This window comes from Kitasatospora sp. NBC_00070 (assembly GCF_045041205.1).
GTDB lineage: Bacteria > Actinomycetota > Actinomycetes > Streptomycetales > Streptomycetaceae > Kitasatospora.
The window spans coordinates 2,459,360-2,482,977 of the sequence record NZ_CP108247.1 but is presented as its reverse complement, the minus strand read 5'-3'; the positions used below and the strand labels follow the sequence as shown (position 1 = coordinate 2,482,977).

Sequence of the window (23,618 nt, the reverse complement as noted above, 5' to 3'; positions counted from 1 at the left end):
GGGGCGGGCCGGGGCCGGCCGCCGCGGTGATTAGGCTGGTCCGGTGCCCAGCTCCGCAGCCCGCCGCCCAGGCCGGACCACCACGGCGACCGCCGCCCTCCTGTTGCTGAGCGCGCTCGCCTACACGGCGTGGGTGCTGGAGGTGGTGCTGAGCACCGGGCTCGACCCGGTGCAGACGTACGTCAGCGAGCTGGCCGCCGAGGACCAGCCGCTCGGCGGCCTGTTCCGGGCCACCGACCTGGTCGCCGGGCTGGCCGTGCTGGCGGCGGCGGTCACCGCGCTGTGGCGGCTGGAACGTCGCCCCTGGGCGGTGGCCGGCTGGTGGTCGCTGGCCGTGTTCGGCGCGGCCACGGCGGTGGACTCCCGGCTGCCGTTGAGCTGCACGCCGACCGCCGACCCGGAGTGCGCGGCCCGCGAGACGGCCGGTCTGGTCCCGGCCACCCACACCGCACACGCCGTCAGCAGCAGCCTGGCGATGGTCGGCGCGATCGGCGCCGTGGCGCTGCTCACCGTCGCCGCCCGCCGGTACGGCTGGTGGCCCCCGCTGGCCAGGTACGGCCCCTGGCTGGTGGGCGCCGAGCTGGCCGCCACGGCCTGGAGCCTCGCCGCGATCGCCGCCTTCGAGGCCGGGCACGGCACCTGGACGATGGGCGCGGGGCAGCGCTCGCAGATCCTGCTGGTCGCGGTCTGGCTGGGAGTGCTGGCCCTGAGCGTGGCCGGCGGCGGGGCCGACGGGCGGCGGGAGGTGACGCGGTGACCGGCACGAGGTTCGTCCGGGTCGGCGGCCGGGCGGTGCACACCGTGGTCTCCGGCCGGGGCCCGGTGGTGGTGCTCAGCGGCGGGCTCGGCTGCTGCTGGTTCGACTGGGACCGGGTGGTCCCGTTGCTCGAACCGCACCGGACGGTGGTCCGCTTCGACCGTCCGGGCTTCGGGCTGAGCGAGTCCGTCCCGGGGCCGCCGACCGCCCGGGGCGAGGCGGACCGGATCGCCACCCTGCTGGACGCCCTCGCGGTGGACACCCCCGCCACCCTGGTGGGCCACTCGATCGCGGCCTTCCACACCGAGGCGTTCGCCCGGCTGCACCCGGACCGGACCGCCGGGCTGGTGCTGCTCGACGGCAGCACCGAACCGACCGCCCGCCCGGGGCGGGCCCCGGCCCTGCGCGAGCTGACGGTCCGTACGCTCGGCGGGCTGGCCACCGCGACCGCGGTGCCGTACCTGCTCGGCCCGGCCGCCCGGCGGGTGGTCGGGGCGGCGGCCACCCTCGGGCACCGCGATCCGGCGCCGGCCGAGCTGGTCCGGCGCTGCTACCGGACCAGCCGCTCGTTCCGGGCCGCGCTCGCCGAGAACACCCACTACCTGGACGTGGCCGCCGAGTTGAACCGGCTGCGGCGGACGGCGCCGCTGCCCGGCGCCCCGGCGATCGTGCTGGCCGCCTCGACCGGTAGGGGTGGCCGGTCCTGGCTCGCGCGGCAGCGGGAGCTGGCGGTGCTGCTCGACGCGGAGTTCCGGGTGGCCGTCCCGGCCGGCCACCTGCTGATGCAGGACCGACCGGGCGACGTGGCCGCCGCGGTGCTGGACGCCTCCGGCTGACGGCACCACCGTGCCCGGCGCCACGGGAGGCACATGGGAGGCACCACCGGAGGCACCACCGGAGGGTCAGCGCCGGAGCACCTTGCGGGCCAGCAGGTTCCCGGTCAGCTGGGCGATCTGCACCAGCACGATCAGCACGGCCACCGTCACCACCATCACCGAGGTGTCGAAGCGCAGATAGCCGTACGTCATGGCCAGGTTGCCCACCCCGCCGCCGCCCACCGTCCCGGCCACCGCCGAGAAGTCGATCAGCGCCACCAGGATGAAGGTCAGCCCGAGGATCAGCGGGCCGAGCGCCTCGGGCACCAGCACGGTCAGGATGATCCTGACCGGTCCGGCCCCCATCGCCCGGGCCGCCTCGATCACGCCGGGCTCGACCGCGACCAGGTTGTTCTCGACGATCCGGGCCACTCCGAAGGTGGCCACCACCACCATCGGGAAGATCGCCGCCTCGGTGCCGATCATCGAGCCGGTGACCGCCCGGGTGAGCGGGGCCATCGCCACGATCGCGATGATGAACGGCACCGGCCGGACCAGGTTGATCAGCAGGTTGAGCAGCGAGAACACCGCCCGGTTCTGCAGCAGGTTGCCCTTCCGGGTGGCGTACAGCAGCAGGCCGAGCACCAGCCCGAGGACCGAGGAGAGCAGCAGGGTGACCAGCACCATGTAGACGGTCTGCCCGGTCGCGTCGGCGAGCTTCGGCCAGAAGACGTTCCAGTCGACCTTCATGCGGCCAGTACCTCCGAACGGCGCTCCCAGGCGGCCAGGAAGGCCGTCAGATCCGCTTCCCCGCCGTGCAGTTCGACGGTCAGGCTGCCCAGCGGGAGTGCGCCGACCTCGCTGATCCCGCCGTGCACCAGGGAGAAGTCCAGCCGGTGTTCGCGCAGCAGCCGGGAGAGGCCGCGGCCGAGGTCCCCGTCGTGGGTGAACGGCACGGTGAGCAGCCGGCCCGGGTGCCGGTCGCGCAGCCGCGCCAGGGTGGCGCCGGCCGGGCGGTCGGGCAGCACGGAGCGGACGAAGGCGGCGGTGGTGGGGTGTTGCGGGTGGGCGAACACCCGGTACGCGTCGCCGGTCTCCACCAGCCGTCCGGCGTCCAGCACTGCGACCCGGTCGCAGATCCGCCGCAGCACGTCCATCTCGTGGGTGATCAGCACGATGGTGACGCCCAGTTCGGTGTTGATCCGCCGGAACAGGTCGAGCACCTCCAGGGTGGTCTCCGGGTCGAGCGCGGAGGTGGCCTCGTCGCTCAGCAGCACCTTGGGCGAGTTGGCCAACGCCCGGGCGATGCCGACCCGTTGGCGCTGCCCGCCGGAGAGCTGCTCGGGGTGCCGCTTGGCGTACTCGCCGAGGCCGACGAACTCCAGGGCCTCCAGGGCCCGTTGCCGGACCACCGGGCGGGGGAGCCCGGCCAGCTTCAGCGGGTAGGCCACGTTGCCGAGCACGGTGCGCGACTTGAACAGGTTGAACTGCTGGAACACCATGCCGATCTCCCGCCGGTGCTCGCGCAGCCGGCGCTCGCTCAGGTCGGTCAGCTCGGTGCCGTTCAGCCGGACCGAGCCGGCCGTCGGCCGCTCCAGCTGGTTGATCAGCCGGAGCAGGGTGCTCTTGCCCGCGCCGCTGTGGCCGATCACCCCGAAGATCCCGCCGTCCGGAACGGTCAGGCTGACCCGGTCCAGCGCACGGAAGTCCCCGTACTCCTTGCTGACCTCGACCAGCTCGATCACCTGCCCTTCACCTGCTTGGCCAGCCGGTCCAACTCGGCTTGCAGGGCGGCCCGGTCGAGGTCGCTCGGCACGCTGGCGCCCTTGGACTCCTCGGCCGCGGCGGCCTGCACCTCGGGGGAGTGGTAGAGCTCGGCGATCCGCAGATAGGTGGCGTTGTCCCGGTCGGTGGCGCGGGCCGCGATCACGTTGACGTACGGGCGGGTGCCCGGGTTCTTCGGGTCGTCCCGGAAGATCGCCTGCTTGACCTCGTACCCGGCCTGGCCCGCCACCCCGGAGTTGATCACGGCGGCGGCGGTGTCCTGCAGGCTGCGCGGGGTCTGCTGGGCGTCCACCGGCACGATGGTCAGGTGCTTCGGATTGGCCGAGATCGACTCCGGGGTGCCGTACAGGCCGGTGTCGGCCTTCAGCTCGATCAGCTTGGCCTGCTCCAGCACCCGCAGCGCCCGGCCCTGGTTGGACGGGTCGTTCGGGACGGCGATCTTCCCGCCGTCCGGGATCTGGTCGACGCTCTTGTGCTTCAGCGAGTACAGCCCGAGCGGGGAGACCGAGGTGGCGCCGATCGGCACGATGTTCGTGTTGTTGTTGGCGTTGAACTGGCTGAGGAAGGCCAGGTGCTGGAAGGCGTTGAGCTCGATGTCGCCGGCCGCCAGCGCCTTGTTGGGCAGGGCGTAGTCGTCGAAGGTGACCAGCTCGATCTCGATGCCCTCGGCCTTGGCCTTCTGCTTGAGCACGTCCCAGTCGGAGCTGGCCCCGGAGATGCCGATCCGGACCTTGCCCGAGCCCGCGCTGTCGGTGGAGCAGGCGGTCAGCAGGGTGGTGGAGAGGGCGATGGCAGCGGCGGTGGCCGCGAGCCGGACGGGGAAGGAGGGGTGTTCCATGCCTTTGATCCAAGCATGAGAAAAAGTTATGACCTTCAAATCCAAGGCATATTTCACATCAGTTCAAGAGATTGAAACATCCCGTACGAATGCGAAGGGCCGTCCGGGATGCCCCCTGGCCAGCCGCCCGATCTGCACCAGGGCGGCCACCCCGATCTCGGGATCGTGCTCAACCCATCGGCATGCGCTTCCTGTCGGACGAGGAGGGCGGGCCGAGCGCCGCAGCCGTGTGAGCGGCGCGTGATAGGGGTGTGATCTGCGCCCGAAAGGCCACCTGAAAGGCCCAAATATGGTAGCTGATCAGTATGTTGAGACCCCGTCAGGGTGATCCGAAAAACCGGCTATGCTACTCCCGCCCAGCCCCGCCCATCCTGTGCCTGTCAAGGTGGGCGAGGACCGGAAAGGCCCTCCCAGGCCGGTACGCGGCCCGTAGGTCCGTACACCTTCCGACAGTTGAGGACGCTGATGCTTGGTGCTGGAGAGACGCCCGGAGATCTGCGCCCCGCGCGCACACTGGGATGGCTCCTGCCCACGGTGTTGACCGCCGTCGCGGCCGTCGTCGCCACTTTCCTGATAGCGGGGGAAGCCCGGACGGCGGTCGGCTGGTGCGGTGCGGTGGCCACCCTGGCGGTCGCCCTGGTGGCGGCCGAGGCGGCCCGTCGAGGTCGTGAGCTGAAGGTCCTGCGCGAGCGTTCGCTCCGCCAGGAGGCCGAGCTCAGAGGACAGTTGGCCGCCCAGGAGGCGGAGACCAGCCAGCTCGCCGAGGTGCTGCCGAAGGCGGTGGCCCGGCTGCAGGCCGGTGAGTTCCTGGACGACGTGCTGCGCGAGCTGTCCCCCGACGCCGACTCGCCCGGCTTCCAGCAGGCCAGGCAGGCCGTGCTGCGTACGGTGCTGGAGGCGGTCGACGCGGAGGAGGGGCTGCGCGAGTCGGCCCAGCGGGCGTTCGTGAACATCGCCCGGCGGGTGCAGGCGATCGTGCACCGGCAGGCCCAGGACCTGCGCGAGATGGAGGACCGGCACGGCACCGACCCGGCCGTCTTCGACGACCTGCTCCGGCTGGACCACGGCAACGCCCTGGTCGGCCGGCTGGCCGACTCGATCGCGGTGCTCGGTGGCGCGCGGCCGGGACGCCAGTGGAGCAAGGGAGTTCCGCTCTACAGCGTGCTGCGCGGCGCGGTCTCCCGGATCCTGGACTACCAGCGGGTCGAGCTGCACCCGGTCTCCGAGGTGGCGGTGATCGGCCCCGCGGTCGAGCCGTTGATCCACGCGCTGGCCGAGCTGCTGGACAACGCCACCCGGTACTCGCCGCCGCACACCAACGTGCACCTGACCGCGGTCGAGGTGCAGACCGGCATCGCGATCGAGATCGAGGACGGCGGCCTCAGCCTGAGCGAGGAGGGCCGGGCCCGCGCCGAGCGGATGCTCCGCGAGGCACAGGAGGGCATCGACCTCAACGACCTCGGCGAGACCCCCCGGCTCGGCCTCGCCGTGGTCGGCCGGCTGGCCCAGGCGTACGGCTTCCAGGTCTCGCTCCGCCCCTCCGCCTACGGCGGCGTGCGCGCGGTGCTGATCGTGCCGCAGGAGCTGCTCACCGCCACCCCGGCGACCACCGAGCGGGCGCACGGCATCGGCGTGGCCTCGGGCCCGCGCCGGGCGGTGCCGGCCGCGGTCCGTCCGGCGCTGGCCGCCCGGCACGCGGCGGCCCCGGCGGCGGTCCGGGCACCGTCCGGGCCGCAGCCCTGGGAGAGCGAGCAGCACCCGCAGGTGACCGAGCGGGCCGCCAACGGCCTGCCGCAGCGCCGTCGGCACGCCGCCGCGGCGAGCCGGCCGGTGCCGGTCCCGCAGGCCGCCCCTCCGGCGCCGGCGCCGGAGCAGCCCGGGATGTGGCTGGCGGCGTTCGCCAACGGCGTGAACGGCCGGCCGGACCACCACAGTGACGAGTCCTCAGGTAAGGGTGAGCAGTGATTCAGCAGCGGGCCAACATGGACTGGATGCTCAAGGAACTGGCCGAGGGCGTACCGCAGACCCGGCACGTGGTGGTGCTGTCCTCGGACGGACTGCGGATGGCGCAGTACGGCACGGACACCGACACTGCGGACCGGCTCTCCGCCGCCTGCGCCGGACTGCAGAGCCTGGCCACCGCGATCGGCTCCGAGTTCCCGCACGGGGACGGCCGGATGCGGCTGGTGGTGATCGAGACCTCCGGCGGCTTCTTCTACCTCATGGCGGCCGGCGCCCGGGCCTACCTCGCGGTACTGGCCGACCAGGGCGTGGACGCCGGACTGATGGGCCAGCGGATGCGCGACCTGGTGGCCCGGATCGGCGAGCATCTGAGCACGGCCCCGCGCCACGGTGAGCAGGTCGCATGACCGACCCGGGCGCGGACTGGGAGGCGGGTAACCCCGAGCGGCTGTACGTGATCACGCGTGGACGCAGCGGGCTGACCGAGCGGGTCGTGCTCGACCTGGTCACCCTGGTCGTCGCCAAGTCCCGTCCGCAGCCCGCGATGCAGCCGGAACAGGCGGCGATCCTGCGGATCTGCGAGTCACCGCTCTCGGTGGCGGAGGTCTCCGCCCACCTCAACCTGCCGATGAGCGTGGTCACCGTGCTGATCGCCGACCTGCTGACGGAGGACCGGGTCGAGGCCCGGGCCCCCGTCCCCAAGGCCGAACTCCCCGACCGTGCCCTGATCGAAGCGGTGATGAATGGACTTCAGAAGCTCTGAGCCGAGCGGTCCGAGCGGGACCGATCTGCTGCCGGCCACCGCCGCCACCGCCGTCAAGGTGGTGATCGTCGGTGGTTTCGGGGTGGGCAAGACCACCCTGGTCGGCTCGGTCAGCGAGATCCGTCCGCTGACCACCGAGGAGACCATGACCCGGGCCGGGGTCGAGGTGGACGACGTCACCGGCGTGGAGCGGAAGACCTCCACCACCGTCGCGATGGACTTCGGCCGGATCACCATCTCCGACGAGCTGGTGCTCTACCTCTTCGGCACCCCGGGCCAGCAGCGGTTCTGGTTCCTCTGGAACGGCCTGTTCGAGGGCGCGCTGGGTGCGGTGGTGCTGGTCGACACCCGCCGCCTTGAGGTCAGCTTCGACGTGATCGGGCGGCTGGAGGAGCGCGGTGTGCCCTTCGTGGTGGCCGTCAACACCTTCCCGGAGTCGCCGAGCCACCCGATCGACGACCTTCGGGCGGCGCTCGACCTGCCGGACGAGGTGCCGATCGTGGCCTGCGACGCCCGCAGCCGGGAGGCCAGCCGTGACGTGCTGCTCGCCCTGATGCGCTACCTGTACTCCCTGTCCTCCTGACGCCTGATCACACTCACTCCCGGAGACCACCCGTGACCACCCCCGACGGCCAGCTCACCCCGCCGCCCGGCTGCCCGGCCCACGGCCTCGGCACCGACCAGATACGGCGGCTGTACGGCCCGGAGGCCGAGGCCGACCCGAGCGGCCTGTACGAGAAGCTGCGCGCCGAACACGGTTCGGTGGCGCCGGTGCTGCTGCACGGCGACCTGCCGGCCTGGCTGGTGGTCGGCCACTCGGCCAACCTGACCGTGATGCGCAACCCGTCCCGGTTCTCCCGGGACTCCCGGCGCTGGACGGCGTTCCAGCAGAACCAGGTGGCGATGGACTCGCCGCTGATGCCGGTGCTGGCCTGGCAGCCGCTCTGCCTGTTCGCGGACGGCGCCGAGCACCGCCGGCTGCGCGGCGCGGTCACCGACGCGCTGAACCGGTTCGACCGCCGGGGCATGCGCCGGTACGTCACCCGGTTCGCCGACCAGCTGATCGACGGCTTCACCGGCCGCGGCACGGTGGACCTGGTCGGCGAGTTCGCCGAGCACCTGCCGATGCTGGTGATGACCCAGCTGCTCGGTGCGCCGGACGAGTACGGTCCGCAACTCGTGGTCGCCGCCCGGGACATGATGCTCGGCACCGAGACCGCGATCGCCAGCAACGAGTACGTGGCCACCACGCTCCGCCAGCTGGTCGCCCGGAAGCGGAACGAGCCGGGCAACGACCTGGCCAGCTGGCTGATCCAGCACGAGGCCGGGCTCTCCGACGACGAGCTGATGGAGCACCTGCGGCTGGTGCTGCTGATGGCCAACGAGTCCACCGTGAACCTGATCGCGGACACCCTGCGGATGGTGCTCACCGACAGCCGGTTCCGTGCCAACCTCTCCGGCGGTCACATGACCCTGCCGGACGCGCTGGACCAGGTGCTCTGGGACAGCCCGCCGCTGTCGATGATCCCGGGCCGCTGGGCCACCATCGACACCGAGCTGGGCGGCCAGCAGATCAAGGCCGGCGACATGCTGCTGCTCGGCCTGGCGGCCGGCAACGTCGACCCCGAGGTCCGCCCCGACCTGGACACCCCGCTCTACGGCAACCGCTCGCACCTGGCGTTCAGCGGCGGCCCGCACGAGTGCCCCGGCCAGGACGTCGGCCGCGCGATCGCCGAGACCGGTATCGACATCCTGCTCACCCGCCTGCCGGACCTCCAGCTCGCGGTCGCCGAGGAGGACCTGCGCTGGAGCGGCGCCTGGCTGGCCCGCCACCTGACCGGCCTCCCGGTCAAGTTCACCCCGGGCCGCCCGAAGCCCGTCCCGGCCCCGGCCGCCGTCCCGGCCCAGGCCCCGGCCGCGCCGGTGACCCAGACCGCCGTCGCCGAGCCGACCGCCGCTGCCCCGGCCCCGGCCCCGCGCCGCAGCTGGTGGCGCCGGATCTTCGGCCGCCGCCAGGGCTGAGAACCGAGGAAGGCCCCCACCGCGAGGTGGGGGCCTTTTGCCGTGCCCGCGCGGTGTCCGGGCACCGCTGGGTCGAGCCCGAACGAGCGTTCCGGCGGCCCGTCGGACTGCCCAGCGGTAGTCCAGAAGGACTCTAGCGAGTGCCCCGACCCTGTCACGGGCGTCCTGGAACGCCCATGCGGGCGACTGTCACATACCGCGGTCGCAGTTCTCGGAACGGCCACGCGGCTGCCGTGCGCGCCGTCCCAGACGTGAGGAACCGGGGGAATCGATGACGGAGCCAGTGACCTTCGCCGACGTGCTGTCACGGCACGCCGAGGAGCGGCCGGAGCAGGACGCCTACCTGTTCCTGCAGGACGACGGGGCGGGCCGGGGCACCAGGCCCGCCGACCCGGACGGGCTGCGGGCGGAGCGGCTGACCTATCGCGAGCTGGACCTGGTCGCCCGCCGGGTGGCCGGCTGGCTGGTGGAGCACGGGCTGACCGGTCGGCACGTGCTGATCCTGCAGCCCGACGCCCAGCGCTTCGCGGTCGCCTTCCTCGGCTGCCTGTACGCGGGCGCGGTGGCGGTGCCGGCGCCCACCCCCAACGGCCGGCACACCCGGGACAGCCGGGTGCTGGGCATTCTCAAGGACGCCGCGGTGGCCCTGGTGCTGACCGACCGTCAGTCCGCCCCGCAGATCTCGAGACTGCTGGCGGAGGCCGGCAGCGCCCAGGTCCCGTGCCTGGCCCTGGACGGCGCCGAACTGCCCGCCGCCGACGGCGGACGGCTGCCCGCGGCGGGCGCCGACGACCTGGCCGTCCTGCAGTACACCTCCGGCTCCACCAGCGAACCGCGCGGCGTCATGGTGACCCACCGGAACCTGCTCGCCAACCAGCGCCAGATCGCAGCCCTGCTCGGTACGACAGCGGAGTCGCGGATCGGCGGCTGGCTGCCGTTCCATCACGACATGGGCCTGGTCGGCCAGTTGCTGCACCCGCTCTGGCTGGGCGGCACCGGGGTGTTGCTGCCGCCCGAGACCTTCGTCCGGCACCCCGTCCGGTGGCTGCAGGCCGTCAGCCGGTACGGGATCACCGTCAGCGGCGCGCCCGATCTGGGCTACGACCTCTGCGTCCGCCGGGTGACCGACCGTCAGCTCGAAGGTCTCGACCTGTCCGGCTGGCGGACCGCCGTGAACGGGGCCGAGCCCGTTCGGGCGGACACCCTGCGGGCGTTCGCCGAGCGCTTCGGCCCGGTGGGTTTCCGCCCCGACGCCTTCGTGCCCGCGTACGGGCTGGCCGAGGCCACCCTGCTGGCCTTCGGACGTCCGGCCGAGCCGGGCGGGGCGGGCCCGGCCGAGCGGGTGGTGGATGCCGGAGCGCTGGAGAAGCACCGGATCGGCGACCCGCTGCCCGGCGGCTCCGTCCGCACCCTGGTGAGCTGCGGCCGCCCCGGCTCCACCGGCCTCGACCTGCGGATCGTCGACCCCCGGACCCGCCGGACGCTCGACGAGGGCCAGATCGGCGAGGTGTGGGTGCGCGGCGAGAACGTGGCGCAGGGGTACTGGAAACGTCCGCTGGAGACCAACCGGACGTTCCGGACGGCCACCGCCGAGGGCGAGCCGGGCTTCCTGCGCACCGGCGACCTCGGGGGGCTCCGGGACGGCGAGCTGTTCATCACCGGCCGGATCAAGGACCTGCTGGTGGTGGCGGGCCGCAACCTCTACCCCCAGGACATCGAGCGCACGGTGCAGAAGGTCAGCAGCCTGTTCGGCTCGGCCGTGGTGTTCGCGGTGGAGCCGGACCGCAGCCACATGGTCGTCGTGCAGGAGGTACGGACCGGCAGCCGCTACGACCTGGACCTGCCCGCCCTCAACCTGGCGGTCCGCAGGTGCGTCTCGCAGGAGTTCGAGGCGACGGCGGGCAGCGTGCTGCTGGTCCGGCCGGGAACGGTCCGCCGGACCACCAGCGGCAAGGTGGAGCGGTCCGCGATGCGGCAACTCTTCCTGGCCGGGCGGCTGCAGGCCCTGCACCAGGTGGTCGAGCCCGAGGTGGCCCAGCTGGTCGGTGCCGCCCCGATGCGTACGGAGGTATTCCGGTGACCCTTTCGACGGCGGCCGTGACCACGGCCGGTGCCACCGAGCCGGCCGTGCGGCGGCGGCTCGCGCAGCTGGAGGAGGGATTCGGCGACCCGTGGGATCCGGCCAACCCGTACGGCCACAGCGCCGTGCTGGCCGCCGACGAACGGGGCGAACTCCCCGGTGAAGCAGTGCAGTTGCTGGACCGGTTCGGGTTGAACGCGGAGTTCGTGCCCGAGCGCCTCGGCGGCCGGTTCGACCGGGTGGACGTGCTGGCGCGGATGTTGCGCCCGGTCTTCCGCCGGGATCCCTCGCTCGGTGTCGGCTACGGCGCCGGGTCCTTCCTGGCAGCGACCTCGGTCTGGGCCGGCGGCACCGAGCGGCAACAGCGGCAGGCCGCCGAGGTGCTGCTCGGCGGCGGCAGGCTGGCCGTCGCCTACCGGGACCTGGCCCACGGAAACGCCTTCCTGCGGGACGAGTTCAGCCTCAGGTCCGAGCCGTCGGGCCGGGGCCTGCGGCTGGACGGCGCCAAGCGGGTGATCGTCAACGCGGCGCACGCCGACGCCCTGGTGATGTTCTGCCGTACCGACGACCGTCCGGGCAGCCGGAGTCACTCGGCCGTCCTGCTCGACCGGGCGGCACTCCCCGCCGACCGGGTGCGCGACCTGCCCCGCTACCGGACGGTCGGCCTGCGCGGCTGCTGGATGAGCGGTCTCGGCTTCGAGGACTGCCCCGTCCCCCGGGACGCCCTGCTCGGCGGGTGGGGGGACGGTGTCGACCTGGCGCTCAGCTCCTTCCAGCTCACCCGCAGCGTGCTGCCCTCGATGGTGCTGGCCGGCTGCGACACGGTGCTGCGCACCGCCCTGCGGTTCGCCCTGGACCGGGGTCTGAACGGCCGCCCGGTGATGCGCAATCCGCAGGCCAGGGCCAGTCTGGCCGGCTCCTTCGCCGACCTGCTGGTCTGCGACAGCCTTGCCCTGGCCGCGACCCGCGGCGTGCATCTCCACCCGGAGGCCACCGGCGTCTACGCGGCGGCCACCAAGTACCTGCTGCCGATCCTGCTCAGCGACCTGGTCTACGACCTCTCGGTGCTGCTCGGCTCCAGCCTGTACGTGAAGGAGGGTGAGTACGGGATCTTCCAGAAGCACGTCAGGGACCTGCCGATCACCAGCCTCGGACACTCCGGCACGGCGGCCTGCCAGTCGACGATCATCCCCCGGCTGCCGGTGCTGGCGGACCGGGCCTGGTTCGCCGAACCCCAGCCGGACCCGGCGCTGTTCCGGATGCTGGACGACCTGCCCGCACTGGACGTCACCCGGCTCGGCGTGGTCGGCGACGGCGACCCGCTGGCCGCCGAACTCGTCTCGGCGGCGGCCTGGTTGGAGCAGTCCGAGGCGGGCGGGGAGAGCCGGAACGTGCTGCGGGTACTGACCCGGTCGCTCGTGGTGGAGCTGCACGAACTCCGCTCGGCCTGCCGAGGGCTGTCCCTCCAGGACCGCAACGGGCTTGCCAGTCCTCGCAGTTACGCGCTGGCGGACCGCTACACGCTGCTGCTCGCCGCCGCCGCCGCACTGGGGGTCTGGCGGCACCAGCAGGGCGACCCGGAGACCTTCCTGAGCCGGCCGGCCTGGCTGGTCACCGCCCTGCTGAGGATCTGCCGGCGGCTCGGCCTGGGTCTGTCGGAGCGCGCCCCCGGCGCCGACGACCAGGTGCTGGAGGAGCTGTTCCGCCGCTACCACTCGGGCGGCAGCTTCGACCTGTACGACTCCCCGACCGCGGCCCGCCCGGCGTCCTGAGGGACCACCGCGTCGCAGATGTCCATTGGAGGACCGAACATGATGTTTCGTCGGATGTGCCGGCAGCAGTGCGTCACCACCGGGGAGCGGTCATGAGCCCCGGGGCGGTGCTCGACCGGCAGGCGCGGGGGCTGCTGGAGTTGGTGTCGGCGGAGGTCGCCGCGGTGCTGGCCGACCAGGCCCCGGAGACGGTCGTCCCGGCCAACGCCGACGCGCGGTTCTACGACGACCTCGGGTTCGACTCGGTGATGCTGATGCAGCTGAAGTACCGGATCGAGAACCGCCTCCCGGAGCTCGGCGAGCTGTCGCTCTCCGAGATGGTGGGCAGCCTGGTCAGCGTCACCACGCTGGTCGAGTACCTCACCGATCTCGCCGAGGAGGTCCGCCCGTGATGCCGGCCGCCGTCCCGGCGGCGGCGGTCGGTGCGCCGATCCGGCTGACCGGACCTGACGGCCCGTGGGATGCCGTCCGGGAGGCGCTCGACGTACGCGGCAGTGCGGTCCTGGTCTCCCGGCTGGGGGACTGGCTCCCGGCCGCGGAGCCGGCCGTCGAGCCGTCGGAGCGGGAGGTCGCCGTGCTCGGCCGCGACTGGGCGCGCTACCAGGCGATGTCGCACGAGCAGGTCAGGTCCCGCTTCCTGGCCTCCCGGCTGCTGCTCAAGCACGCGGCGGGCAACGCGCTGCAGGCCGCCCCGGAGACGGTCGACCTGGCGTACAAGCTGGGCGGGCGGCCGTACCTGCGAGGCTGCGACCAGGTCGACATCAGCCTGAGCCACACCGAGGACCTGTTGGTGGTCGGCCTGACCCGCCGGGGCTGGATCGGCGTGGACGCGGAGCTGGAGAGCCGCCGGCTGCTCGGGACGGGTGCGGAGAAGCAGATCTGCACCCCGCACGAGACCGCCCGGCTGCAGGAACTGCCGGAGAAACAGCGGAACCTGGCCCTGGTGCGGCTGTGGACGCTCAAGGAGGCGTACAGCAAGGCGATCGGCCAGGGCCTGCGGTTCCGGTTCACCGAGTTCGGCTTCACGCCGACGGCGGGCGACGAGCGGGTCCAGGTGCTGCGTCCGGACGGCTCGCCCGGCACGGGGGACGAGTGGAGCTTCGGCACCTGGGCGGTGGACGACGGTGCCTACACGGTGAGCGTCGCCCTGTTCGACGCGGGTTTCGGCGACACCGCCGACATCGCGGCCCACACCATGCTGGACGACGGTCTGCTGGACGCACTGATCGACGTCACGTAGCACCACCCCACTGCCCGGCGCCTAAAGTGATCCTTTTGCCACGGGGTTTACGCTTGATCATCTGACGTTTGTTCGTCGGATCGATTTGAGCGGGGGGGATTGTGATTCGGGTACTGCTCGCTGAGGACATGCACATGGTCAGGGGGGCGCTGGTGGCCCTGCTCGGAATGGAGCAGGACATCGAGGTGGTCGCGGAGGTCGACCACGGGGACTCGATCCTCCCTCAGGCCCTGGCCCACAGACCGGACATCGCAGTTCTCGACATCGACCTGCCCGGTGTGGACGGGCTGACCGCCGCGACCCTCCTGCACGAACAGCTGCCGAGCTGCCGGACGCTGATCCTCACCAGCCTCGGCCGGCCCGGCACGCTGCGCCGGGCGATGTCGGCCAGGGTGGGCGGGTTCCTGCTCAAGGACGCGCCGCCGGCCGAGCTGGCCCAGGCGATCCGCAAGGTGGTGGCCGGGGAGCGGGTGGTCGACCCGCAACTCGCGATGGCAGCCTGGGACTCGGGGGAGAACCCGCTCACCAAGCGGGAGGTGGACGTACTGCTGATGGCCGCCGGCGGGGCCGAGGTGGTGGAGATCGCGGCGGCGCTCTTCCTCTCGGCCGGCACCGTGCGCAACTACCTGACGACCGTGGTCACCAAGCTGAACGCCCGCAACCGGGTGGACGCCATCCGGATCGCGGAGGAGGCCGGCTGGCTGCTGCTCTGACGCCGCCGACGGTGGCTCAGGACGCCACCCGCAGGGGCACGGCCGGTTCCAGCGGCGCCTCGGCGACCAGCTGGAACCGGCCGTCCGGCCGGACGCCCGCGGTGAGCCGCCCGCCTATCGCCGCCACCCGGCTGTCGAGGTTGGCCAGCCCGCTTCCGCTGCGTTCGCTGAACTTCCGGGTGGCGGCGGCCGCCGTCTCGGGTTCGTCGGTCACCCCGTCGTTGACGATGGTGAGCCTGACCAGCGAGCCCTCCCGTACGGTCGCGATCAGGCAGTGCTGCACCTTGCTGTGCCGGAGCATGTTGGTGACGGCCTCGCGCAGCACGGTGGCCAGCACGGTGTCGATCTGCCCGTCGAGGGAGAGCGGGGGGTCGGAGAGCCGGACCTCGACGTCGATGTCGGCGGTACGGAGCATCGCCTCGGCCGCCGCGACCTCGCCGGAGAGCGACATGTCGCGGTAACTGCTGGCGACGGCGCGGACGTCGGACAGCGCCTGACGCGAGATCTCCAGTATCGAGGTCAGCTCGTCGACCGCCCGGCCCCGGTGTTTGGGCACCAGCCGGATGGCCACCTCGCTCTTCAGGGTGATCGCGGACAGGCTGTAGCCGAGCAGGTCGTGCAGGTCCCGGGCGAACCGCAGCCGTTCCTGGGCCACCGCCATCCGGGCCAACTTCTCCCGGGCCCGGTGGAGTTCGACCACCAGGCCGGCCAGCCGGCTGAGGCCGTAGACCACCAGCCCGCTCAGCATCGTCGAGATGGCGATGTAGACGGTGTTCTGGAAGTTGCTGTGATGGGCCACCGCGATCGCCGGGATGGAGAGCGTCACCAGGGTGAAGGCCGTCCGGCCCCAGGCGGCCGGCAGCAGGAGCAGCGCCGAACCCGAGAGGAACCCGCCGGCAGCGCCCCAGACTTCACCGAAGAGCAGGATCGGCAGATAGGTCAGCAGGGCTTGGGCGCTCAGCGTCCACCTGCCGTATCTGCGCCGGAACGCCGCCATCTGGGGCAGTGAGTGGCTGAGTTGGATGACGTCGATGACTGCGAAGCACAGCATCCCGACCAGCGGAGTGGTCCGGCCGGCTTGTGCCACCGAGAAGAGGTTCACCGAGACCTGCACCATGAACGCGATCAGCACGAAGCAGAGGATGAACAGCGCGAACCGGGGCACCGGGGTGCCCGGGGTGTCCCGGGCCGGGCGTCGTACCACGGCGCGTAACCGCGCGAGTGGCCGTCGAGCCGCCTGCGGCAGCGAGGCCGAGGGCTGCCCTTCTCCTGACTGGACGCCCATCCGTACCCTTCCGACATGCCGATTCCAAGACCGAGCGTAAGGGCTGGCGGCCCGTTCCGGCACCGAATTCCAACTTGGCCGGCGGGTCAGGGTCGGCCCTTCGCCGGAGCGTGGGACGGGTCGATGATCAGTTGGCCGACGGGGGCCTCGGAGCGCCAGTCCAGGCCCACGCACCGGGGTGCCAGGTCGGCGTCCGAGTTCCCGAGAACGGCGGTGGTCAGGCCCATGACGGTGGCCGCCAGGGTCAGCGTCTGCAGCGCGGCCCCGGTGTCGCGGAGCACCAGGGCGTAGCCCAGGGCGCTGAACTTCCAGGTGACCCGGGAGAATCGGGCGGTCAGCGTGATGGTCGCCGGGGGAGCCTCGGTGAGGCCCCCGGCGGTCCTGATACAGGTGAGGAATTCGGCCAGGTCGGTCTCGTTCCGGTTCACCAGGGTCAGTTGGTGCCCGGCCGGGTCGTAGTGGAAGATGCCGGGCGGCAGCCCGGCGCAGCGGGTGACGGTGAGATACGCCTCCAGCGGGTGGCTCCCGCTGATGCTGGTGTAGGGGCGGTCGCTGACCTGGTACGCGGCCGGCGCGGTCGGGTCCGCCGACACCGAGCGGACCCGCAGCGACCGGTGCAGGAGTTCACCGATCTGAGTCGTCGTCAGTTCACCGGCCGGGCCCGGCCCGAGGGGGCGCGGTCCGGCGTCGAGTGCGGCGGCGAGCGGGGCCGGATCGTCGGCCGTGCCGCGGACGGCCGGCAGTGGGAACCGCGGCCCGTCCGGCAGCGGGCGGATGGCCGGCTCGGGCAGCAGGCGAAGGGCGTGCGTGAAGGTGGCGCCGAAGTCGTGGTCGTGCCGGCCGGTGGTGCTCCGGGTGTGGAAGAGCAGGTCCACCGGGGACCAGGTGGCCAGGACGGGATCGCTGTCCTCGGCGAACGTGGGCTCGGCGAAGGCGGATTCCGGCTCGGCGCCGCGGTCCTCGTCGGTGATCACGAGTCCGGCCGCCAGCAGGTGGGCGAGCAGCTCCAGTACGACGGCGCGGGGGAGCGGCACGGTCTTGAGCAGTTCCTCGGGTGTCGCTGTCCAGCCGAGCGAGGCCAGCAACTCGGCCCCCGCTCCTCGGTGGGCGGTCACCCGGAACAGCGAGAGCGGGGACTCCAACTCGAAGCCCCTGCCCTCGCTGTGCAGGTGGGCGAAGCGGGACAGCCGGACCGGCCGGTCCGGCGTGACCCGGGGCAGATCCAGTGACGCCCTCGGCGACATGGGGACGAACGACAGCAGCGGGGACTGCGAGCCGGTCATCCCGATCGAGCGGACGATCAGGTGCTGGATCCCGTGCAGGGCCCGGGAGAGTCGCTCCTCGGCGCCGTCCTCGGCGCCGTCCAGCACGTTTCGGAGCGAGACCGGCCCGAGCCGCATCCGTCGCAACGCCTCGCGGGTGGTCCGGTCGGGCCGGACCACCCGCTCGGTCTGCCAACGGCTGTGCAGCAGGACGTCCCCGCCCGGGTCGGGCAGCTCGACGTGGACATCCTCCCGCAGGGACCACAGGCGTCGCGGAGCCAGCTCTTCGGGGTCGGGCGAGACGATCACGTCGGTCTCCGGCATCGGCGCTGTTCAGGACTCCGAGGCTGGCGGACGGCACTCGATTCTCACTGGAGCCGGTGCCCCCGGACCCCGGTGACCGGTGGGTCTCAGACGAACATCAGGGTCGGGTTGAGGTCCTGATAGGCCGTCGGTTCGGCGAGCCGGCCGAGGGCGACCGGCACGTCGTACAGGCGCCCCGGGCCGAACCGCGACCAGAACGACCGCATTCCGGGGACCACCACCCGCGCCACCGGGAGCCCGATGTCCGGGCGGGTCTGGTCCAGTACCAACAGCTCCATGCCGTGGCGGCGGACGAGCTCACCGGCCGCGGTGACGTCGTCCCGGAGGTCGGGGCGGACGACCCGGAGGTGGGTGTCGGGCCCGGTGGCCGGCCGGTCGTCATGCGGGAGCAGGTAGGGCCGGCCGGCGGTGGTGGCGGTGCGCCACCACCGGAGCGCGTCGGGGTCGCGCAGGGTGTAGCCGGTGCCGTCGGCGGTGGCGCCGACCGCTCCGGGGAGCAGCTGGTTCATCTCGGCCAGGGCCCGTCTGAGGGCGACCAGCGGGTCGAAGTGGGCGCCGAAGCCGAACACGATGTCCTCGGCGGGCTTGTCCGTCCGACGGGACAGCGCGGCCATCACCGGGACGCCGAGGTCGGCCGTCAGGTCGAGCGCCCAGACTTCTCTCCCCAACGCGCGGTGCACCTGCTGGAGTTCGCCGATCCACGGGTCTGCGAAGGCGGTCAGGTCCACCCCGGGCTGACGGGTCCGGTTGTACCACCACAGGGCGACGGCGTCCCGTTCCACCAGTTCGAAGAACCCCTGGAGGACGGCGTCCTCCAGACTGCTGCCGGCCGCGCACCCGTTGGAGTCCGCTCTGGCGAAGTGCTTTCCGGGGATCGGGCGTGGTGCGTCGTAGTAGAGGAGGGAGGTGGGCAGCATCCGCTGCCGGTGCTCGGTGAGCGACCAGACCGGCGTCCAGTCGATCGGGGTCCGGTCGTCGAGCGGGTCGCAGACGAAGTGGAAGCCGGAGTGCCGGGCGTTCCAGCGGGTGCGGTCACGGTACTGGCGCTCGTCGTACAGCTGGATCCGGTTGGGGTGGACGGCCGCCTCGCCGAGCCCGCGCAGGGTGTCCCGGACCACGGGCTCGTTGTGCTCGTAGGTACCGGAGCAGCGCTCGAGCGCCTCGCACAGCGCGCTGACCCTGGCGTCCAGTTCGGTGGTGCCCTTGCCGCCGCTGAACTGCCGGGTGCCCGGCAGGCCGGGCGAGTGGGTGGCGAGGCTGTGGCCGGAGACGAAGGAGTTGAGGAACGACGGCCCGTACCGGGAGCGGCTGATCTCCTTGACGGCCCCGGTCACCGGACTCACCAGGTGCCCGTACCTGGCCAGCACCTGTTGCGGCGTCAGGCAGCGGTGGCCGTTGCCACCGGTGGAGGTCTTCGGCCGGGAGCGCAGCAGCACCGGTCGGGCGGCTGCGGACGATCCGGCGGCCGGGGTTCCGCAGTCCGGGCACTGCGGGCGGTGCACGAGCGTGTGGGTCCGCGCCTCCAGGGTCAGCGTGTCGAGCGTGTGGACCGCCCGCTGCCCCGGATGACGGTGCCCGGTGAGCCACTTGACGGCCTCCAGGGCGGCCAGCTGCAGGCCGATCCCCAGGGTCACCGGCAGCGCGGCGGTCGGGCCCTGCGGTGCCTCGCGCATCCGGAGCGCCTGCTGGAGGGCCAGTTCGGGCTGCCGGTGGGCGCGCAGCCGGTGGGTCAGGCAGGACCAGCAGGCGCCGGTACCCGGCTGGAACACCGGGCCGGTCCAGACGATCGAGCCGGTCGGGTTGGCGAGCAGCCAGGGCTGCCCGGCCGCCCGCTGCCGGGCGTCGATCCGGCGCAGCCCGGGCGCGAGGTAGTCGTCGCAGACGACCACGGTGAGATCCGCGTCCTCGATCCCGGCCCCGGTCGGGAGGCAGGCGAGCCCGGCGCCCTCCATGGCCTGCCGCACCGCCGTCTCGTCCACCCGGCCCACGGTCAGCACCCTGGTCCTGGCGGTGCCCGCCTGCTCGGCCGGGTTCGGTCCCTCCAGGCCGGCCAGGTCCCAGAAGGCCTCGGCGGCCCGGAGATCGGGGGAGCCGTTCGCGCGCGGGGAGCGGTAGGAGACCAGCCCGGCCTCGGAGAGCGAGCAGAGCAGATCGGCTATCACCCCGGCCGTCGTGCCCGGGGCGTCGCGGACCAGCGCCGCGATGCCCCGGGTACCGTCCAGCAGCGGGCCGACGGTCTCCAGATGGGGGCCGTGCAGACGGGTCGTGCCACGTTCCGAGACCAGGTAGACGCCGTCCCCGGCGACCACTTCGGCCCGTACGTGACGCTTGAACCCCACCAGGGCCCCTCGCGGCGACGGCACCTCGCGGACCGTCTCAGGCCTCATAACAGATGCTCATCATGGCCGCGGCCGCCCGGCCGAGATCCTCGACGACCACCGGCTCGTGCTGCGGCCGGCGGAGCGAGGGCACGGCGGTGCCGGGCGGCAGCGTCACGTCGAACTCGGCCAGCACGGCCCGGGGGTCGACGGCGTACCGGGCACGCAGTTCCGGGTCGAGGTGCGTCCAGACCACGAGTTCGGCGAAACGCCAGTCGCACTCAAGGTCGTGGGTGGACGGTGCGGGGGGAAGATCGGTGGCACGCACGAAGACTCTCCGGTTGCTCAAGGCTGCCTGAAGTGGTGGTGGTACGTCACGGAAGTCTGTGTGATTCGGTGGCGCCGGGACAGTGGAACCGTCATGCGTCGAGGGTGAACTTCTCATGCCCGCAGGCGGGCTGAAGTCCCGGTCAACCCGTGAAGATCTCACTGTCGGAGCAGGCTGTGCGCGTGGCAGTCTCTTGAGAGCGCATCCGGGTGCGGTGGCTCCCGGGGCGCACACTCAGCTCTCGAAAGGAGGCGGATCCGTGCAGATCAATCTTCTGGGCCCCTTCGTCGCTCATGAGCAACAGACGTCGATCCTTCCCACCGCGGCCAAGCCGCGGCAGATCCTGGCGCTCCTGGCTCTCCAGGCGAACCAGATGGTGACCGTACCGACGTTGATGGAGGAGATCTGGGGGGAGGATCCGCCGCGGACCGCCACCACCACGCTCCAGACCTACATCCTGCAGCTGCGCAGAAGGCTCGCGACCGCCTTCGGTACGGACCAGCGCTCCGCGGCCAAGGGGATCCTGGTCACCCGGCACGGCGGCTACCTGCTCGACGTCCAGCCGGGCGAGGTGGACAGCTCCGAGTTCGAACGGATCCTGGGGCTGGGACAGGCGGCACTGACCGCAGGGGACGACGCGACCGCCTCGCTGCTGCTCGGGCAGGCCCTCAAACTGTGGCGCGGCCCGGCCCTGGTGGACGTTCAGGTCGGCCGGGTGCTGGAGATCGAGGTGCTGCGGCTGGAGGAGGCCAGGCTCGGTGCGCTGGAGGGCCGGGTCGCCGCAGACCTCCGGCTCGGCCGGCACGCCAACCTGCTCAGCGAGTTGACGGTGCTCTCGGCCCGCCACCCCATGCACGAGGGGCTGCACGCGCAGTTCATGCTCGCCCAGTACCGTTCGGGCCGCTCCTGGCAGGCGCTGGAGACCTACCAGCGGCTGCGCAGCACCCTGATCGCCGAACTCGGCATCGAACCCTCCGCCCGGCTGCAGCGCCTGCACATCGCGCTCCTGGGAGCGGACCCGAGGCTCGATCTGGTCGACGACGAACCGATGTTGGAGCTGCACCGGGTCGTCGGGTGAGCGGTGACCACCGGCCCGTTCGAGCGGGTCTCCGGTTGACGTCGAGTACAAACCGAGTGCCACTCTAGGCATCGTTTCTACGGTCCGCTGTCATGACCACCGTGGAGGAGTATCCAGCGCCCGAACCCGCCCCATCCGGCCCGCCCACCGCTGCGCGGGGGCGGGCTGTCGAGTTGCACGAACTCCGCAGTCGGGTGCTGCGTGGCCCGAGCGACAAGGCGACCGAGGCGCAGCATGCCAAGGGGAAGTTGACGGCTCGTGAGCGGATCGACCTGTTGTTGGACGAGGGGTCGTTTCGTGAGGTGGAGCCGTTGCGTCGGCATCGGGCGACGGGTTTCGGTCTGGAGGGGAAGCGGCCGCACACCGATGGTGTGATCGTGGGCTGGGGGACCGTGCACGGGCGCACGGTGTTCACGTACGCGCATGATTTCCGGATCTTCGGTGGTGCGCTGGGTGAGGCGCACGCGCAGAAGATCCACAAGATCATGGACATGGCCATCGCGGCGGGTGCGCCGCTGGTGTCCCTCAACGACGGTGCCGGTGCGCGGATCCAGGAGGGTGTGACCGCGCTGGCCGGCTACGGCGGCATCTTCCAGCGCAACACCCGTGCCTCCGGTGTGATCCCGCAGATCTCGGTGATGCTCGGCCCGTGCGCGGGTGGCGCCGCGTACTCGCCGGCGCTGACGGACTTCATCTTCATGGTCCGTGAGACCTCGCAGATGTTCATCACCGGTCCCGACGTGGTGCAGGCCGTCACCGGCGAGAAGATCAGCCAGAACGGCCTCGGCGGCGCCGACGTCCACTCCGGTGTCTCCGGCGTCTCCCACTTCGCCTACGACGACGAGCAGAGCTGCATCGAGGAGGTCCGCTACCTCCTGTCGCTGCTGCCGCAGAACAACCGTGAGATGCCGCCCGCCGCGCCCAACGACGACCCCCTCGAGCGCCGCAACGACAGCCTCCTGGACCTGGTGCCCGCCGACGGCAACCGCCCCTACGACATGCGCAAGGTGATCGAGGAGATCGTCGACCACGGCGAGTTCCTGGAGATCCACGAACGCTGGGCCACCAACGTGCTGTGCGTCCTGGCCCGCATCGACGGTCACGTCACCGGCATCATCGCCAACCAGCCGCAGTCCCTGGCCGGTGTCCTGGACATCAACGCCTCCGAGAAGGCCGCACGCTTCGTCCAGATGTGCGACGCCTTCAACATCCCGCTGGTCACCATGCTGGACGTCCCCGGCTTCCTGCCCGGCGTCGACCAGGAACACGACGGCATCATCCGCCACGGCGCCAAACTGCTCTACGCGTACTGCAACGCCACCGTGCCCAGGATCCAGCTGATCCTGCGCAAGGCCTACGGCGGCGCCTACATCGTGATGGACTCCCGCTCCATCGGCGCGGACCTGTCCTACGCCTGGCCCACCAACGAGATCGCCGTGATGGGCGCCGAAGGCGCCGCCAACGTCATCTTCCGCCGCGACATCAACGGCGCCGAAGACCCCGAAGCGATGCGCGCGCAGAAGATCAAGGAATACAAGACCGAACTGATGCACCCCTACTACGCCGCCGAACGCGGCCTGGTGGACGACGTCATCGACCCCGCCGAAACCCGCGCCGTCCTCGCCTCCGCCCTCGCCATGCTCCGCACCAAACACGCCGACCTGCCGAGCCGCAAGCACGGCAACCCGCCGATGTAGTCGAGGAGACCAGCCATGACCATCACCGTCACCCGGGGTTCGCTGACCGACGAGGAGATCGCCGCGCTGACGGTCGCCCTCCTCAGCCGGTGCTCGGCCGCCGGGACGGCCGCCCCGGCGGAGGCCGTCGTCGAGCGGCAGCGTGCCTGGCACCGCACCGACTATGCGCCGCCGTCCAGTTGGCAGACGGCGGCCTGAGGTGCGGGGCTGCGCGCCGCGGAGGGTGTCCAGGATTGTTCGAGCGGCTCTTTAGTGCGCCGGTGCACCCTGCGGCGAGACGCCACTGCGAAGGAGCATCTGATGACAACCTCAGGTTCGGTTGATCGAGAGCAGGACATCAAGAGCTGGCTCACCGAGCGGCTCGCCAGCCACCTTTCCCGACCGGAGTCGGAAATCAACGCGGAGGTGCCGTTCGTGGAGTACGGCCTCGACTCCGTCGCCGCGCTGAGTCTGTTCGGCGACATCGAGGAGAAGTTCGCCCTCTACCTCGAGCCGGCGGTGGCCTGGGAGCACCCGACGGTGACCGCGATGGCCGCCTTCCTCGACCAGGAGCAGCGGGCCTCCGCCAACGTCGGCTGA

Annotated in this window: 23 protein-coding genes; 16 read left to right on the top strand and 7 right to left on the bottom strand. The window is 72.0% G+C overall.

Annotated features, from left to right (window positions below; genetic code table 11):
• Positions 1-43: 43 nt before the first annotated feature.
• Both OHV05_RS11395 and OHV05_RS11390 read left to right on the top strand, forming a co-directional pair.
• A complete protein-coding gene (locus OHV05_RS11395; RefSeq protein ID WP_405017573.1) occupies positions 44-757 on the top strand; it encodes a DUF998 domain-containing protein in 714 nt (237 codons plus the stop codon).
• On the top strand, positions 754-1,593 hold the full coding sequence (locus OHV05_RS11390) for an alpha/beta fold hydrolase (RefSeq protein ID WP_405017572.1): 840 nt from the start codon (positions 754-756) through the stop codon (positions 1,591-1,593). The genes OHV05_RS11395 and OHV05_RS11390 overlap by 4 nt, the downstream gene beginning before the upstream one ends.
• A gap of 66 nt (positions 1,594-1,659) precedes the next feature.
• Here OHV05_RS11390 and OHV05_RS11385 read toward each other — a convergent pair whose 3' ends face one another.
• Genes OHV05_RS11385 through OHV05_RS11375 form a run of 3 tightly spaced genes read right to left on the bottom strand, consistent with a single transcriptional unit; the run spans position 1,660 to position 4,195 of the window.
• Positions 1,660-2,322, bottom strand: a complete 663-nt coding sequence (locus OHV05_RS11385; RefSeq protein WP_403042849.1) for a methionine ABC transporter permease — start codon at positions 2,320-2,322, stop codon at positions 1,660-1,662.
• A complete protein-coding gene (locus OHV05_RS11380; protein ID WP_405017571.1) occupies positions 2,319-3,317 on the bottom strand; it encodes a methionine ABC transporter ATP-binding protein in 999 nt (332 codons plus the stop codon). The genes OHV05_RS11385 and OHV05_RS11380 overlap by 4 nt, the downstream gene beginning before the upstream one ends.
• Positions 3,314-4,195, bottom strand: a complete 882-nt coding sequence (locus OHV05_RS11375; protein WP_403042855.1) for a MetQ/NlpA family ABC transporter substrate-binding protein — start codon at positions 4,193-4,195, stop codon at positions 3,314-3,316. Before OHV05_RS11375 ends, OHV05_RS11380 begins: the two co-directional genes overlap by 4 nt.
• A 465-nt stretch (positions 4,196-4,660) precedes the next feature.
• On the opposite strand from OHV05_RS11375, the gene OHV05_RS11370 reads away from it, so the two are divergent.
• From OHV05_RS11370 to OHV05_RS11325, 10 genes are all read left to right on the top strand, one after another.
• Positions 4,661-6,160, top strand: a complete 1,500-nt coding sequence (locus OHV05_RS11370) for a sensor histidine kinase (protein ID WP_405017570.1) — start codon at positions 4,661-4,663, stop codon at positions 6,158-6,160.
• Positions 6,157-6,564, top strand: coding sequence for a roadblock/LC7 domain-containing protein (locus OHV05_RS11365; protein ID WP_057237695.1), 408 nt, complete (start codon positions 6,157-6,159; stop codon positions 6,562-6,564). Before OHV05_RS11370 ends, OHV05_RS11365 begins: the two co-directional genes overlap by 4 nt.
• Complete coding sequence (locus tag OHV05_RS11360; RefSeq protein ID WP_057237697.1) at positions 6,561-6,920, top strand: DUF742 domain-containing protein; 360 nt, start codon at positions 6,561-6,563, stop codon at positions 6,918-6,920. Before OHV05_RS11365 ends, OHV05_RS11360 begins: the two co-directional genes overlap by 4 nt.
• Positions 6,901-7,503 carry a GTP-binding protein gene (locus OHV05_RS11355; protein WP_405017569.1) on the top strand — a complete coding sequence of 201 codons (603 nt, stop codon included), beginning with the start codon at positions 6,901-6,903 and terminating at the stop codon, positions 7,501-7,503. The genes OHV05_RS11360 and OHV05_RS11355 overlap by 20 nt, the downstream gene beginning before the upstream one ends.
• 32 nt (positions 7,504-7,535) lie before the next feature.
• Complete coding sequence (locus OHV05_RS11350; protein WP_405017568.1) at positions 7,536-8,942, top strand: cytochrome P450; 1,407 nt, start codon at positions 7,536-7,538, stop codon at positions 8,940-8,942.
• Positions 8,943-9,213: 271 nt separating this feature from the next.
• A complete protein-coding gene (locus OHV05_RS11345) occupies positions 9,214-11,022 on the top strand; it encodes a fatty acyl-AMP ligase (RefSeq protein WP_405017567.1) in 1,809 nt (602 codons plus the stop codon).
• Positions 11,019-12,794: an acyl-CoA dehydrogenase family protein gene (locus OHV05_RS11340; protein ID WP_405017566.1), complete on the top strand. Its 1,776-nt coding sequence runs from the start codon at positions 11,019-11,021 to the stop codon at positions 12,792-12,794. The genes OHV05_RS11345 and OHV05_RS11340 overlap by 4 nt, the downstream gene beginning before the upstream one ends.
• A 92-nt stretch (positions 12,795-12,886) precedes the next feature.
• The gene (locus tag OHV05_RS11335; protein WP_405017565.1) at positions 12,887-13,186 is read left to right on the top strand and encodes an acyl carrier protein; all 300 of its coding nucleotides are present in this window, start codon (positions 12,887-12,889) and stop codon (positions 13,184-13,186) included.
• Positions 13,186-14,034 (top strand): 4'-phosphopantetheinyl transferase family protein, encoded by an 849-nt coding sequence (locus OHV05_RS11330; protein WP_405017564.1) that lies wholly within the window; start codon positions 13,186-13,188, stop codon positions 14,032-14,034. The genes OHV05_RS11335 and OHV05_RS11330 overlap by 1 nt, the downstream gene beginning before the upstream one ends.
• A gap of 101 nt (positions 14,035-14,135) precedes the next feature.
• Positions 14,136-14,747 carry a DNA-binding response regulator gene (locus OHV05_RS11325; protein WP_403042882.1) on the top strand — a complete coding sequence of 204 codons (612 nt, stop codon included), beginning with the start codon at positions 14,136-14,138 and terminating at the stop codon, positions 14,745-14,747.
• Positions 14,748-14,763: 16 nt separating this feature from the next.
• Here the strand turns inward: OHV05_RS11325 and OHV05_RS11320 are convergent, their stop codons facing one another.
• From OHV05_RS11320 to OHV05_RS11305, 4 genes are all read right to left on the bottom strand, one after another.
• On the bottom strand, positions 14,764-15,951 hold the full coding sequence (locus OHV05_RS11320; protein ID WP_405017563.1) for a sensor histidine kinase: 1,188 nt from the start codon (positions 15,949-15,951) through the stop codon (positions 14,764-14,766).
• 167 nt (positions 15,952-16,118) lie between these two features.
• Entirely contained in the window at positions 16,119-17,618 is a 1,500-nt protein-coding gene (locus OHV05_RS11315) for a SagB family peptide dehydrogenase (RefSeq protein ID WP_405017562.1), read from the bottom strand.
• Between the two features lie 86 nt (positions 17,619-17,704).
• Positions 17,705-19,957 (bottom strand): TOMM precursor leader peptide-binding protein, encoded by a 2,253-nt coding sequence (locus tag OHV05_RS11310; RefSeq protein WP_405017561.1) that lies wholly within the window; start codon positions 19,955-19,957, stop codon positions 17,705-17,707.
• Between the two features lie 37 nt (positions 19,958-19,994).
• Positions 19,995-20,264, bottom strand: coding sequence for a hypothetical protein (locus OHV05_RS11305; protein WP_403042890.1), 270 nt, complete (start codon positions 20,262-20,264; stop codon positions 19,995-19,997).
• Between the two features lie 259 nt (positions 20,265-20,523).
• On the opposite strand from OHV05_RS11305, the gene OHV05_RS11300 reads away from it, so the two are divergent.
• From OHV05_RS11300 to OHV05_RS11285, 4 genes are all read left to right on the top strand, one after another.
• Positions 20,524-21,342: a BTAD domain-containing putative transcriptional regulator gene (locus OHV05_RS11300; RefSeq protein ID WP_405017560.1), complete on the top strand. Its 819-nt coding sequence runs from the start codon at positions 20,524-20,526 to the stop codon at positions 21,340-21,342.
• A gap of 92 nt (positions 21,343-21,434) precedes the next feature.
• The gene (locus OHV05_RS11295) at positions 21,435-23,039 is read left to right on the top strand and encodes an acyl-CoA carboxylase subunit beta (RefSeq protein WP_405017559.1); all 1,605 of its coding nucleotides are present in this window, start codon (positions 21,435-21,437) and stop codon (positions 23,037-23,039) included.
• A gap of 15 nt (positions 23,040-23,054) precedes the next feature.
• Positions 23,055-23,237 carry an acyl-CoA carboxylase subunit epsilon gene (locus OHV05_RS11290; protein WP_405017558.1) on the top strand — a complete coding sequence of 61 codons (183 nt, stop codon included), beginning with the start codon at positions 23,055-23,057 and terminating at the stop codon, positions 23,235-23,237.
• A 102-nt stretch (positions 23,238-23,339) separates the two neighbouring features.
• Positions 23,340-23,618 (top strand): acyl carrier protein, encoded by a 279-nt coding sequence (locus OHV05_RS11285; protein WP_403040292.1) that lies wholly within the window; start codon positions 23,340-23,342, stop codon positions 23,616-23,618.

What these genes read in the sequence shown, in the direction of transcription:
- OHV05_RS11295 (WP_405017559.1), top strand. Translation starts at nt 21,435, where the DNA reads ATGACCACCGTGGAGGAGTATCCAGCGCCCGAACCCGCCCCATCCGGC.
- OHV05_RS11360 (WP_057237697.1), top strand. Translation starts at nt 6,561, where the DNA reads ATGACCGACCCGGGCGCGGACTGGGAGGCGGGTAACCCCGAGCGGCTG.
- OHV05_RS11355 (WP_405017569.1), top strand. Translation starts at nt 6,901, where the DNA reads ATGGACTTCAGAAGCTCTGAGCCGAGCGGTCCGAGCGGGACCGATCTG.
- OHV05_RS11315 (WP_405017562.1), bottom strand. Translation starts at nt 17,618, where the DNA reads ATGCCGGAGACCGACGTGATCGTCTCGCCCGACCCCGAAGAGCTGGCT.
- OHV05_RS11335 (WP_405017565.1), top strand. Translation starts at nt 12,887, where the DNA reads ATGAGCCCCGGGGCGGTGCTCGACCGGCAGGCGCGGGGGCTGCTGGAG.
- OHV05_RS11330 (WP_405017564.1), top strand. Translation starts at nt 13,186, where the DNA reads ATGCCGGCCGCCGTCCCGGCGGCGGCGGTCGGTGCGCCGATCCGGCTG.
- OHV05_RS11290 (WP_405017558.1), top strand. Translation starts at nt 23,055, where the DNA reads ATGACCATCACCGTCACCCGGGGTTCGCTGACCGACGAGGAGATCGCC.
- OHV05_RS11285 (WP_403040292.1), top strand. Translation starts at nt 23,340, where the DNA reads ATGACAACCTCAGGTTCGGTTGATCGAGAGCAGGACATCAAGAGCTGG.
- OHV05_RS11385 (WP_403042849.1), bottom strand. Translation starts at nt 2,322, where the DNA reads ATGAAGGTCGACTGGAACGTCTTCTGGCCGAAGCTCGCCGACGCGACC.
- OHV05_RS11375 (WP_403042855.1), bottom strand. Translation starts at nt 4,195, where the DNA reads ATGGAACACCCCTCCTTCCCCGTCCGGCTCGCGGCCACCGCCGCTGCC.
- OHV05_RS11345 (WP_405017567.1), top strand. Translation starts at nt 9,214, where the DNA reads ATGACGGAGCCAGTGACCTTCGCCGACGTGCTGTCACGGCACGCCGAG.
- OHV05_RS11370 (WP_405017570.1), top strand. Translation starts at nt 4,661, where the DNA reads ATGCTTGGTGCTGGAGAGACGCCCGGAGATCTGCGCCCCGCGCGCACA.